We start from the raw sequence: 11,582 nt of genomic DNA, 5'->3' as shown, positions 1-11,582 counted from the left end.
ACGCCCTCCACGACCGCTTCGGGGGGATCGGCGATCGAACCGAGGCGCGCCGCAAGGCGATCGAGGAAGCCATCGACTGACGACAATGCCGTCGCACCCAACAATGCTTCTTGCGTCGGGAAGTACCGGTAAATCGTCTGGCGGGTGACGCCGAGCGTCGCAGCGACCTCGGACACACTGACGGTTCGGCGCTCGTCTATCGCTTTGCGGGTCGCCGAGATGATCCGGTTGACCGCCTCGTCGTCATCCGCCGGGATGTCGCCGGACCAGCCGTGTCGCCGCACCCCGTGATCGTTGCACAAAGTCTTGACAATACAAATGCACTTTCTTGTATGGTCAGAAGTGGCAAATGGGAGGAGCTCATGTTGTTGGCGACCAACCATCCGGTGAGCGGCGGCGACGAGACCTTGACGCAGCGAGGCTTGCGACATGCGCTGGACAAGACGACGGATCTTGCCGATCGCGAGCTGAGGGTGCCGCTGCACTACTACCGGGACCCTAAGATCACTGAGATCGAAGAGTCCCAGATCCTGCGCAAGGTGCCGCTGGCCATCGTGCCGTCAGCGCAGGTCGCGGAAGTCAACGACTACGTCGTCCGCTCGGTGCTGGGCGACTCGCTGCTGGTGACTCGCGACCGCACCGGCACCAGTCACGTCCTGCTCAACTACTGCCGCCACCGGGGCGCGATGCCTGCGTGTGGGTCGGGAAACGCTTCCCGCTTCGTGTGCCCCTATCACGCTTGGACGTATAAGAACACCGGCGAGTTGTTCAGGCTTCCGGGTAAGGCGGGCTTTGATTCTATGGACACGAAGGACTACGGCTTGGTGGAGTTGCCATCAGCCGAGCGACATGGCTTCATCTGGGCGGTGTTGACCGCCGATGCCGCCATCGACCTCGACGCCCACCTCGGCGACTTCGGTGCCGAACTGGCCCTGTGGAACTACGAGAGCTACAGCTACCACGCCGAACGCGAGTTCACCTCCGCCGTGTCCTGGAAGGGCGCGCTGGAAGCATTCGCCGAGGGTTACCACTTCCCGTATGTCCACGGCGACAGTCTTATTGGACAGAACACTTTGGCCAACACGATGGTCTATGACGAGTTCGGCAAACACCACCGAATCGGCTTTCCGTTCAACTGGATCACCGACGTGCAAACCAATCGCGAAGCTTCGCGGCAGCCGCTGGCCAACATGGGTGTCATCTACTGGGTCTATCCCAACCTCATCCTCGCCAACAGCCCGATAGGCGTGGAAATCATCGATCTACTGCCTGACGGCGAGCCCACCCGGTGCACCGTCCGGCACAGTTGGATGGGCCGAGTCCCGGCCACCACGGATGACATGAGAGCCGGATACGACGCGGTATTTGAGCGGGTTCATGCCGCGGTGCGCGACGAAGACTTCGCGATGCTTCCGCAATGCGGCGAAGGTGTCAGACACGGCCAACACGACCACATGATCATCGGACGCAACGAAATCGCCGTCCAACACATGATTAAAGTGTTCGCACAAGAGCTTGGCGTCGCGCTCGCTTGAGAGCTAGCTCAGATGCTCGATGACGGTGGCATGGGCTGTTCGACCGTGTTTACGAGCCGCTTGTAATCTTGCTTGCCAACGCCGCCAACTTGGCGTCGAGTGCCTTTGCGGCGCTCAGTAGTTCGGGGTTGGGCTCGACGACCATCAGCGACGACGGCTTGACATAGGTGACGCTGCTGCCGGCCCCTTCATCGACGATCAGCAACTCGACCGGGGCGAACAGGCCCGCGCTGATCTCGTGGCGGAGCATTGTGATGGCGATCAGTGGGTTGCCCAGGATGACACGCATCGCCTTGCGGTCGATGCCCGCCTTGGTGATCCAAGCGCCATGGTCGATCAGCCCGAAGAGCATGAATCCGCTTGGCCCGGCCCAGGATTCGAGCCGCGCCCGATACGATTCCCACTCATCCGTCGTCGTGACGATGTCGTTGATCGGTACCGGCTTGTCGCCGATGTCGTCCAGCAGCGCGCGGAGCACCTCGTCGTAGCTCTTGTCGCTGTCGTAGCGCACTCGCACGCCCTCGAACGGGGTCTCGCTCACCGGACTACCCCAGCCGCTCGATGATGGTGGCGTTGGCCATGCCGCCGCCTTCGCACATCGTCTGCAGCCCATAGCGGCCACCGCGCTGTTGGAGCGCGTTGACGAGCGTGGTCATGATGCGGGCACCGCTGGCGCCCAGCGGGTGGCCGATCGCGATGGCGCCGCCGTGGACGTTGGTCTTGGCCAGGTCGGCCCCGGTATCCTGCGCCCAGGCCAGCACGACGGGCGCAAACGCCTCGTTCACCTCGAACAGGTCGATGTCGGAGATCGCTAAACCCGCGCGGCGCAACACCTTCTCGGTGGCGGGGATGATGCCGGTCAGCATGTAGAGCGGGTCGGAACCCACCACTACGGTGGTGTGGATCCGCGCCAGCGGGCGCAGCCCCAGCTTCTTGGCCGTCTCGCCGCTGGCTATCAGCACCGCGGCGCTGCCGTCGGAGAGCGGCGAGGAGTTGCCCGCGGTGATCGACCAATTGATCTGTGGGAAGCGCTCTTTCGCCGCTTCGTTGTAGAACGACGGCTGCAGTCCCGCCAGCGTCTCGACCGTCGTGCCGGGCCGGATGATCTCGTCGGTGGACAGCCCGGCGACCGGGACGAGCTCGTTGTCGAAGAGCCCGTCCTTGGTGGCGCGGGCGGCCTTATCGTGGCTGGCGGCGGAGAACTCGTCGAGCTGGGTGCGCGAGAAGCCCCACTTGGCGGCGATCAGTTCGGCGCTGATGCCCTGCGGGACCAGGCCTTCGGGGTAGCGCCGCGCCATGTCCTCGCCGAATGGATTGCTACCCGGCAGCACCGAACTGCCCATCGGGACACGGCTCATCGACTCGACCCCACCGGCGATCACGAGATCGTATGCGCCGGCGAGCACGCCCTGGGCGGCGAAGCTGATCGCCTGTTGGCTGCTGCCGCATTGGCGGTCGACCGTGGTTCCGGGAACCGATTCGCGGAATCCCGCGCCGAGCACGGCGTTGCGCGCGATGTTGACGGCCTGGTCGCCGACCTGGGTGACGGCGCCGGCGATGACGTCGTCGACCTGCGCCGGGTCGATGCCGGTGCGCGCCACCAGCTCGCGCAGGCTGTGTGCAAGCAGGTCGGCGGGCAGCACGCCGTGCAGCGCGCCACTTGGCTTGCCCTTGCCGATCGGGGTGCGGACGGCTCCGACGATGACGGCGTCGCGGCCTTGAACCATGGCTACTCCTCGAGTCCAGAGCTAGGTATTACTGGCTGTACTCAGGTAAACATCTAGGTATGCTAAAAGCAACCCAGACCGGGAGGTGATCTAGGTGACATTTCTGCAAGGTTCGCTGGCGGACCGCGACAGCTGGTCGGCGGTCGGAGAGTGCGCGATCGAAAAAACCATGTCGGTCCTCGGCACCAAGTCCGCCATGCTGATCATGCGCGAGGCGTACTACGGCACCACCCGGTTCGACGACTTCGCCCGCCGGGTGGGCATCACCAAGGCCGCCGCCGCGGCACGGCTGGCCGAACTGGTGGACATCGGGCTGCTGACGCGGCGGCCGTACCGCGAGCCCGGGCAGCGCGGCCGCGAGGAGTATGTGCTCACCGACGCGGGCCTCGACTTCATGCCGGTGGTCTGGGCGATGTTTCAGTGGGGGCGTCGCCACCTGCCGGGCCGCGACCGCCTGCGGCTCACGCATCTCGGTTGCGGCGCCGACGCGGACGTCGAAATCCGTTGCCGCGAGGGCCACCTGGTGCCGCCCGAGGAACTCGGCATGCGGTTGGTCAGCTCCCCCAAGCGCGAGCGTGCGTAGCTGTACGGCTTGAGCGGCGTGTCGGCGCACCAACACGCCCGCTCGGCACGGGGGCTAGCGGGCCTCCCTGAGCACGGCCAGCAGCCGCCGAGCGGCGGCCACGCGGCGGCGGGCGGAACCCGAAAGCTCGTCCAGCGCGCATTCGGGATCGGCCGGCGGCCCCATGTGGCCGCAGCCGCGGGGGCAGTCGCGAATTGCCTCGGCCAGATCCGAAAACGCCATCAGCACGTCGTCGGGCTCGATATGCGCCAGCCCGAAAGAGCGGATTCCCGGCGTGTCGACGACCCACCCCGAACCCTCGAGCGGCAGTGCCACCGACTGCGTCGAGGTGTGCCGCCCCCGACCGATCTCGGTCACCGTGCCGACGGCCCTATCCGCCTCGGGGACAAGGCGATTCACCAACGTGGACTTGCCGACGCCGGAATGCCCGAGCAGCACGGTGATGTTGCCGGCGAGCAGGTCCGCCACCGCCAGCAGGGGATCGTCGACCCCCGCGGCGACCACCGTCAGCTCCAGATCCTCGAACTGCTCGGCGAACGGTTCCGGTGCGGCAAGGTCGGTTTTCGTCAGGCACAGGATCGGCGTCAGCCCGCCGGCATACGCGGCGATCAGCGCCCGGTCCACCAGGCCCGTGCGCGGCGGCGGGTCCGCCAGCGCCACCACGACCAGCAGTTGATCGGCGTTGGCGACCACCACCCGTTCGGTGGGGTCGGTGTCATCTGCCGTGCGCCGCAACACCGTTCGCCGCTCGGCGCGTCGCACGATGCGCGCCAACGTATCCGTCCGCCCGGACAGGTCGCCGACCAGATCGACGTCGTCGCCGACGACGATCGGCGTGCGGCCCAGCTCGCGCGCCCGCATCGCCGTGACCCGGCGCTCGGGGCGGCCGCCGAGCACGCACCCCCAGCGTCCGCGGTCTACGCTGACCACCATGGCGGCCTCGGCGTCGGCGTGCTCGGGACGGGTCTTGGTGCGCGGCCTCGAGCCCCTGCCGGAGCGGACCTTGACGTCGGACTCGTCGTAGTCGCCGGGCCTCAAACGCCAGACCCCAGCATGCGCGCCCACAGCTGCGGAAACTCCGGCAGCGTCTTGCCGGTGGAGCCGATGTCGTCCACCTGCACCCCGGCGACCCGCAGCCCGATGATCGCGCCGGCCATCGCCATCCGGTGGTCGGCATAAGCGCGCCAGGTCCCCGCGTGCAGCGCTGTCGCTGAGATCACCAGTCCGTCGGGCGTCTCGGTGCAGTCGCCGCCGAGGCGGTTGATCTCCGTGCTCAGCGCGGCGAGCCGGTCGGTCTCGTGTCCCCGCAGATGGGCTATGCCCGACAGGCGTGACACCGACCCGGGTGAGGCCAGCGCGGCCAGCGCTGCCACCGAAGGCGTCAGCTCTCCGACGGCGCGTAGGTCGATGTCGAAGCCCTCGTAATCGGCCGACCCTTGCACCTCGAGGAACGAATCACCCTTAGTGACAACGGCATTCAGCTTACCGAGGACGTTCAAAATATTGTCGGCCGGTTGCACGCTCACCGGGGGCCAGCCGGCGATGCGCACAGCCCCGCCGCTGACCACCGCGGCCGCCAGGAAAGGGACGGCATTGGTCAGGTCCGGCTCGACGTCCCAGGGCCGCGCGGCGACGGTGCCCGCGCTCACCCGCCAGCGGTTCGGCACCGAGTCGTCGACGTCGACCCCGGCCTGTCGCAGCATCGCTATGGTCATCGCGATGTGGGGGGCGGAGGGCAGCGCAGCGCCGGTGTGCTGGACGGTCAGGCCGTCGGTGAATGATGGCGCGGCCAACAACAGGCCGGACACGAACTGCGAAGACGCCGAGGCGTCGATGGCCACGGCACCACCCGCGATGGAGCCGCTGCCCTGCACTCGGAAGGGCAGGCCGTGGCCGTCGATCCGAACGCCGAGACTGCGTAACGCGTTCAGCAGCGGCGCGATGGGCCGGGCCCTGGCTTGTTCATCGCCGTCGAACTCGACCGCCGAATCCGCCAGCGCGGCCAGCGGCGGAACAAAACGCAGGACGGTGCCCGCCAGGCCGCAATCCACTCGGGCTTCGGGGCCGGGCGCGATGCGGCCGCTCACGGTCAACTCGGATCCGGCCCCGTCGACGCGCAGGCCAAGGGCGCGCAGCGCTCCGATCATCAGGTCGGTGTCGCGGCTGCGCAGCGCCCCGCCGATGGTGGCGGCGCCTTGCCCCTGTGCGGCCGCCAGGCCCGCCAGCACCAGCGCCCGGTTGGTCTGCGACTTCGACCCGGGAACGGTCACCGTCGCGTGCACGGGAGCGGTCGCGTGCGGGGCCGTCCAACTGGTCACCGGTCCATCATGGCGTGTCGTTGCGCCGTCCCAATGGGATTTCGCGGCTCTGCCCCTGATGGAATTCGGTGGCTCTGCCCCTGATGGAATTCGGTGGCTCTGCCACCATGGCAAGTATGTGCGGACGCTTTGCGGTCACGACCGATCCCGCCAAGCTGGCGGAGAAAATCAAGGCCATCGACGAAGCGACGGGTACGGTGCCCGACGGCCCGGCGCCCAATTACAACGTGGCGCCCACCGCGACCATCGCGACCGTGGTGACCCGGCATGCCGAGCCGGACGACCAGCCCACTCGTCGCGTTCGGCTGATGCGCTGGGGCCTCATCCCGCCCTGGGCGAAGGCCGGGGCCGACGGGGCGCCCGAGGGCAAGGGTCCGCTGCTGATCAACGCACGCGCCGACAAGGTCACCAGCTCGCCCGCGTTCCGTTCGAGCGCCAAGTCCAAGCGTTGCCTCATACCGATGGACGGCTATTACGAGTGGCGGGTCAATGCGAACGGGAGCGGCCACAAGTCACCCAAGACCCCGTTCTTCATGTACCGCGAAGATGGCGAGCCGCTTTTCATGGCGGGGTTGTGGTCGGTGTGGCGGCCAAAGGACAAAGAAGACGCGGCGCCGCTGCTGAGTTGTTCGATCATCACCACCGACGCGCCCGGCGAGCTTGCGGAGGTCCATGACCGGATGCCGCTGGTGGTGCCGGAACGCGACTGGGATCGCTGGCTGAACCCGGACGCCCCGGTCGACGAGGAGCTGCTGACTCGCCCGCCCGACGTCAGCGGGATTCGCATGCGCGAGGTGTCGACCCTGGTCAATAGTGTGCGCAACAACGGGCCGCAATTGCTGGAACCGGTCGAGCGGGAATCGGAGCAGATGAAGCTCCTCTAGAGGCGCGCTCCAGCGGCGCCATTCTTCAACAATTGCGGCCTCACCTCAGTACCTTTTGTAGCGTCCTGAGGTTGTGTCGGGCCACCGGGGATGGAGCCGCCGATGTCGTACATGATCGCAGCGCCCGAGGCCGTTGCCCTGGCGTCGGGGGAGTTGAGCGGAATCGCACAGGCGATCAAGGGGGCCGCCGCGGCGGCGGCGCCCTCGACGACCGGGATTGTGGCGGCGGCCGAGGACGAGGTGTCGGCGGCCATCGCAGACTACTTCGGCAGTTACGCCGACGACTTTCACGCACTGACCGCCCGAGCGGCGCTGTTTCACGACCATTTCGTGCAGACGCTGGGCGGATCGGGGGCCGCCTACGCCGCCGGCGAGGCCGGCAATGTGTCGCTGCTGGTGAAGGGGGTGGAGCAGCAGTTTTTCGACCAGGGCGTCTTTTCGCCCTTCATCTACCTGACCGGGCAACCGCTCTTCGGTAAAGCCGCCGTGGGGCCCGCCGTCACCGGCAGCACCGGCCCGGGTCTGGGCGGCAGGCTGCTCACCGGCTTCTTCAACGGGAGTCTCGGGTCCGGCAGCGCCGGCGTGTGGCAGGGGACGGGAACGCCCGGCCGCGTGACCGGGGTCCGGGAGGGGTTCTCCTACCTGGAAATCCCGGTCGGTCCCCATGGCTACGATGCCCCCACGCGCTGGTATTTCCCGACGCAGGCGGACGGTTCGGTGAATGCCCGCGGTGTCATCTATCTACAGCACGGATTCCTGGGAACGGGTGGCTGGTACAGCGATCTGGCCATCGCCCTGGCCGAGGGCACCGACAGCATCGTGGTCGTCCCCACTGTGTCGTCGCTTCCGCTGCCGGGCGGCGCCTGGCTGATGGGCACCCACATGCAGCAGGCCGTCGGCTCGTTGTTCCTGGGCAACGAGACCGCGCTGAACCTCAGTGCGAGCCAGGCCGGTTACCACGGCACCCTGCCGCAAAGCTTCGTGATGACCGGACACTCCGCCGGCGGCGGCCTCGCCACGCTGGCAGCCGGCGATTACGTCCGGGACCTCGGTGGGAACACCGCCAACAACCACCTGCTCGGCGTGGTGATGTTCGACGGGGTGGCAACGAACTCCTCGTCCTTCGCGGCCGCGATCGCCAACCTGAAGACGTTGAACATCCCCGACTACGTGGTCGCCGCACCGCCACAGGTGTGGAACGCTTTCGGCCTCACCACCAATCAATTGGTGAGCCTTTACCCGGGCCAGTTCGTCGGGGTCGAGCTCGTCAACGGCTCGCATGTCGACGCGCTGCTCGGCAACAAACCCGTCGTCGACTTCTTCGCGCAGCTGGTCACCAGGTTCTCCCCGGGTGGCGACACCGCGGCCGTCTACACACTGTCCACGGGCTGGATCGACGACATGTACGCCGGGGCCGGCCCAACCAACCCGATCTACGGCCTCTACGGGCCCACCGGCGGCTACATGCCGCCCGGCGGCCAGCGGATCGTCCTGGGCCCGGCCACCGGGATAGTGCTGCCGTAACCGGCCGCCGCCCAACGACAGCGTGTTGTGTGCGCGCGATAACGGTCGGACCTTCCCTTGTTGTTCGGCGACGTAGCCTCCGCCGCGGGTGCGGCTTAGTGTGCTTGTGTGACCGGCTTGTACACGCACACCTTCGAGGACATTCATGACCGCCCGGTCGCGGTGATCGGGGCCGGGACGCTGGGTCGCCGCATCGCGCTGATGTTCGCCAGCCGGGGCGGAACCGTGCGGATCAACGCCCCGCGCGCCGAACAGCGCGCCGCCGCGGTTCAGTACGTGGCGGAGACGCTACCGAAGGTGGTGGCCGACAGAGGATTTGGGGAAGTGGGGGGCGCGACCGCGTCGGGTTCGCTCGAAGAGGCGCTGGACGACGCGTGGCTCGTCGTCGAATCGGTCCCGGAGAAGCTGGACATCAAGATCGCAGCGTGGGACCAGATCGACCAGGCGGCGCCGCCGGACACCATCTTCGCGACCAACTCGTCGTCGTACCCGTCGCGGCTCATGGCCGAGAAGGTCCGCGACAAAACCCGCTTGTGCAACATGCACTTCTACATGCCGCCGGAGGTGAACGGGGTCGACCTGATGTCCGACGGGCAGACCGACCGTGGCCTGCTCGACACGCTGCTGACCGTGCTGCCCGAGTTCGGGTTGCAGCCCTTCGAGGCGCGCAAGGAGTGCACCGGCTTCATCTTCAATCGCGTGTGGGCGGCCATCAAGCGCGAGGCGCTGGCCGTGGTCGCCGAGGGCGTCGCCCGTCCGGAGGATGTCGACGGGATGTTCAAGGTGAACCTGGGTGTGGCGGCCGGGCCGTTCCAGATGATGGACCTGGTCGGCCTGGACGTCGTCCTCGACATCGAGAACCACTACGCCGAGGAATTCCCGCATCTGCCAAAGCACGTGCGCGAGCTGTTGCAGTCCTATGTCGACGCCGGCAAGCTCGGCGTCAAGTCGGGCGAGGGTTTCTACACGTATTCGGCAGCGCCGACGTAACGGATTGCCAAGTCGGGCAACCGGTTTCCACGGGCGCTTTACGCTCGCGCGGTCCGGCCGAACGAGTTCAGTTGCTCAGAACCAGGCGCCAGTTGCCACCGTTCCTGGCGTCCGGGACGCACCAGAAGTTGTTCCAGTTCCCCGGCGTCGTCGCCTTCACGCCCGGGCCGGCGTTCTGACAGGCCTCGTGGGTCGGATAGTTGCCCTCCGTTTGAATCGTGTCGGCGCGGCTGATGCCCACGCCGGTGGTCATCAACCCCGCGAAAGCCAGAACACTGGCGGCGACTGCTTTGCCGGCCAAATTCAGCGACGTTGCCATCGATCCCTCCTATGACGCTCTGTGTGCCAACGATAAGGCGAGTGTAGTCAGTTGACTACACTCGCGCAAGGGGTCGTTTCACCAAGATCATGCCAGTAAAGCGCGCGCCATCACGACACGCTGAATCTGGTTGGTGCCTTCGTAGATCTGGGTGATCTTGGCATCGCGCATCATGCGTTCGACCGGGACGTCGCGCGTATATCCGGCACCGCCGAACAACTGCACGGCGTTGGTGGTCACTTCCATGGCGACGTCTGAGGCGAAACACTTGGCGGCCGATGAGATGAATCCCAAGCCCGATTCGCCGCGTTCGGCGCGGGCGGCCGCGGTGTAGACCAGCAGCCGCGCGGCTTCCACCCGCATGGCCATGTCCGCAAGCATGAATTGCACACCCTGGAAATCGCTCACCGCTCGGCGAAACTGCTTGCGTTCCTTCGTGTATGCGATGGCGGCATCCAGGGCACCTTGGGCGACACCTACGGCCTGTGCGCCGATCGTCGGGCGGGTGTGGTCAAGGCTGGCGAACGCGGTCTTCAAGCCGGTGCCCGGCTCGCCGATGATCCGATCGCCCGGAATAGGGCAGTCCTCGAAGTAGAGTTCCGTGGTCGGTGACCCCTTGATGCCCATCTTGCGTTCCGCGGGGCCCACGGTGAATCCGGGATCATCCTTATGCACCATGAACGCCGAGATCCCGTTCGCGCCCTTGTCCGGATCGGTCACGGCCATCACGGTGTACCAGGTTGACCTACCGCCGTTGGTGATCCAGGACTTGGTGCCGTTGAGCACCCAGTCGTCGCCGTCCGTGCGGGCACGGGTGCGCATTGACGCGGGGTCGCTTCCGGCCTCGCGCTCGGACAGCGCGTACGACGCCATCGCGTCGCCCGATGCCAGCGTCGGCAACACCTGCTTCTTGAGTTCCTCCGAGCCGTTCAGGATCAGGCCGATCGTGCCCAACTTGTTCACCCCGGGAATCAGCGACGACGATACGCACACTCGCGCAACCTCTTCGATCACGATGCAGGTTGCGACCGCGTCCGCGCCCGGTCCGCCGTATGCCTCGGGGACGTGCACCGCCGAGAAGCCGGTGTCGTTGAGAACCTTGAGCGCCTCTTCCGGGAACCGCGCATGTTCGTCAACGTCGGCCGCGTAGGGGGCGATCTCCTTCTCGCAGATGTCTCGCAGCGCCGCGCGCAGCTCGTCGTGCTCGTCGGGAAGTTTGAACAGCTCGAACGCCGGGTTGCCGATCGGTGCCATAGGTTGCATCCCTTCGTTGGGAGGAGCAGATGCTGTAACAAAGGTTTTAGGTGTTCGTGCGCTCGCCGGCATAGTCGCCGGGCGACGAAGAATGCCGCGCAGCTTGTGGGGTGGCCATGAGACGTGCGTCACCAGCGCAGCGGGAAAAGCTCAGATCAATTCGCCAGCAACGGCTTCAGACAAGGCCTTGCCGCACGCCCCAGCGGCGCGTGCCGCCGATCATCCGTTGGACAACCACCACTGGTGAAGAGCGTTGATGTCGTTGTTGGGCCATCGAATGCTGCCCAACACGTTTTTGCCGTCGGTGGTCCACGTCAGTACCGCCGCGCCCTGATGAGTTCCGCATGCCATCTGCCCGCTCGCCTGACCTTGGTGCCAGGTCCCCGGCGACTGGCCGGTGTCCGGCCCGCACGAAGCGAGGGCCACGTCCTGGATCATGTTCTTGAAT

At 66.6% G+C, this 11,582-nt stretch carries 12 protein-coding genes and 1 pseudogene; 5 read left to right on the top strand and 8 right to left on the bottom strand.

Annotated features, from left to right (window positions below; translation table 11 throughout):
• The coding region (locus JO059_RS04740; RefSeq protein ID WP_293314953.1) for a helix-turn-helix domain-containing protein at nucleotides 1-284 on the bottom strand (284 nt) is incomplete at its 3' end.
• A gap of 78 nt (nucleotides 285-362) precedes the next feature.
• On the opposite strand from JO059_RS04740, the gene JO059_RS04735 reads away from it, so the two are divergent.
• Entirely contained in the window at nucleotides 363-1,535 is a 1,173-nt protein-coding gene (locus JO059_RS04735; protein ID WP_293314954.1) for an aromatic ring-hydroxylating dioxygenase subunit alpha, read from the top strand.
• Nucleotides 1,536-1,584: 49 nt separating this feature from the next.
• On the opposite strand, the gene JO059_RS04730 is transcribed toward JO059_RS04735, so the two are convergent.
• Both JO059_RS04730 and JO059_RS04725 read right to left on the bottom strand, forming a co-directional pair.
• Nucleotides 1,585-2,076: a DUF302 domain-containing protein gene (locus JO059_RS04730; protein ID WP_293314952.1), complete on the bottom strand. Its 492-nt coding sequence runs from the start codon at nucleotides 2,074-2,076 to the stop codon at nucleotides 1,585-1,587.
• Between the two features lie 4 nt (nucleotides 2,077-2,080).
• Nucleotides 2,081-3,262, bottom strand: a complete 1,182-nt coding sequence (locus tag JO059_RS04725; RefSeq protein ID WP_293314951.1) for a thiolase family protein — start codon at nucleotides 3,260-3,262, stop codon at nucleotides 2,081-2,083.
• Between the two features lie 94 nt (nucleotides 3,263-3,356).
• Here JO059_RS04725 and JO059_RS04720 point away from each other — a divergent pair, with 94 nt between their 5' ends.
• On the top strand, nucleotides 3,357-3,845 hold the full coding sequence (locus JO059_RS04720) for a helix-turn-helix domain-containing protein (protein WP_293314950.1): 489 nt from the start codon (nucleotides 3,357-3,359) through the stop codon (nucleotides 3,843-3,845).
• A gap of 54 nt (nucleotides 3,846-3,899) precedes the next feature.
• Here JO059_RS04720 and rsgA read toward each other — a convergent pair whose 3' ends face one another.
• Nucleotides 3,900-4,883 (bottom strand): ribosome small subunit-dependent GTPase A, encoded by a 984-nt coding sequence (gene rsgA, locus JO059_RS04715; protein ID WP_293314949.1) that lies wholly within the window; start codon nucleotides 4,881-4,883, stop codon nucleotides 3,900-3,902.
• The gene (gene aroA, locus JO059_RS04710; RefSeq protein WP_293314948.1) at nucleotides 4,880-6,163 is read right to left on the bottom strand and encodes a 3-phosphoshikimate 1-carboxyvinyltransferase; all 1,284 of its coding nucleotides are present in this window, start codon (nucleotides 6,161-6,163) and stop codon (nucleotides 4,880-4,882) included. The genes rsgA and aroA overlap by 4 nt, the downstream gene beginning before the upstream one ends.
• Nucleotides 6,164-6,279: 116 nt before the next feature.
• Here aroA and JO059_RS04705 point away from each other — a divergent pair, with 116 nt between their 5' ends.
• From JO059_RS04705 to JO059_RS04695, 3 genes are all read left to right on the top strand, one after another.
• Nucleotides 6,280-7,047, top strand: a complete 768-nt coding sequence (locus tag JO059_RS04705; protein WP_293314947.1) for an SOS response-associated peptidase — start codon at nucleotides 6,280-6,282, stop codon at nucleotides 7,045-7,047.
• Nucleotides 7,048-7,149: 102 nt separating this feature from the next.
• The gene (locus tag JO059_RS04700; RefSeq protein WP_293314946.1) at nucleotides 7,150-8,571 is read left to right on the top strand and encodes a PE domain-containing protein; all 1,422 of its coding nucleotides are present in this window, start codon (nucleotides 7,150-7,152) and stop codon (nucleotides 8,569-8,571) included.
• Between the two features lie 108 nt (nucleotides 8,572-8,679).
• Nucleotides 8,680-9,561 carry a 3-hydroxyacyl-CoA dehydrogenase family protein gene (locus JO059_RS04695; RefSeq protein WP_293314945.1) on the top strand — a complete coding sequence of 294 codons (882 nt, stop codon included), beginning with the start codon at nucleotides 8,680-8,682 and terminating at the stop codon, nucleotides 9,559-9,561.
• A gap of 67 nt (nucleotides 9,562-9,628) precedes the next feature.
• On the opposite strand, the gene JO059_RS04690 is transcribed toward JO059_RS04695, so the two are convergent.
• From JO059_RS04690 to JO059_RS04680, 3 genes and pseudogenes are all read right to left on the bottom strand, one after another.
• On the bottom strand, nucleotides 9,629-9,880 hold the full coding sequence (locus JO059_RS04690) for a hypothetical protein (RefSeq protein WP_293314944.1): 252 nt from the start codon (nucleotides 9,878-9,880) through the stop codon (nucleotides 9,629-9,631).
• A gap of 87 nt (nucleotides 9,881-9,967) precedes the next feature.
• Nucleotides 9,968-11,134, bottom strand: a complete 1,167-nt coding sequence (locus tag JO059_RS04685) for an acyl-CoA dehydrogenase (protein ID WP_293314943.1) — start codon at nucleotides 11,132-11,134, stop codon at nucleotides 9,968-9,970.
• Between the two features lie 219 nt (nucleotides 11,135-11,353).
• A pseudogene (locus JO059_RS04680) lies at nucleotides 11,354-11,582 on the bottom strand (serine/threonine protein kinase); the annotation flags it as partial.

It is taken from the genome of Mycobacterium sp. (genome assembly GCF_019247615.1).
Lineage (GTDB): Bacteria > Actinomycetota > Actinomycetes > Mycobacteriales > Mycobacteriaceae > Mycobacterium.
Note: the sequence above shows the minus strand (reverse complement) of the source record. Positions and strands in the feature narration are given on the sequence as shown.

What these genes read in the sequence shown, in the direction of transcription:
- JO059_RS04735 (WP_293314954.1), top strand. Translation starts at nt 363, where the DNA reads ATGTTGTTGGCGACCAACCATCCGGTGAGCGGCGGCGACGAGACCTTG.
- JO059_RS04725 (WP_293314951.1), bottom strand. Translation starts at nt 3,262, where the DNA reads ATGGTTCAAGGCCGCGACGCCGTCATCGTCGGAGCCGTCCGCACCCCG.
- JO059_RS04705 (WP_293314947.1), top strand. Translation starts at nt 6,280, where the DNA reads ATGTGCGGACGCTTTGCGGTCACGACCGATCCCGCCAAGCTGGCGGAG.
- JO059_RS04700 (WP_293314946.1), top strand. Translation starts at nt 7,150, where the DNA reads ATGTCGTACATGATCGCAGCGCCCGAGGCCGTTGCCCTGGCGTCGGGG.
- JO059_RS04690 (WP_293314944.1), bottom strand. Translation starts at nt 9,880, where the DNA reads ATGGCAACGTCGCTGAATTTGGCCGGCAAAGCAGTCGCCGCCAGTGTT.
- JO059_RS04685 (WP_293314943.1), bottom strand. Translation starts at nt 11,134, where the DNA reads ATGGCACCGATCGGCAACCCGGCGTTCGAGCTGTTCAAACTTCCCGAC.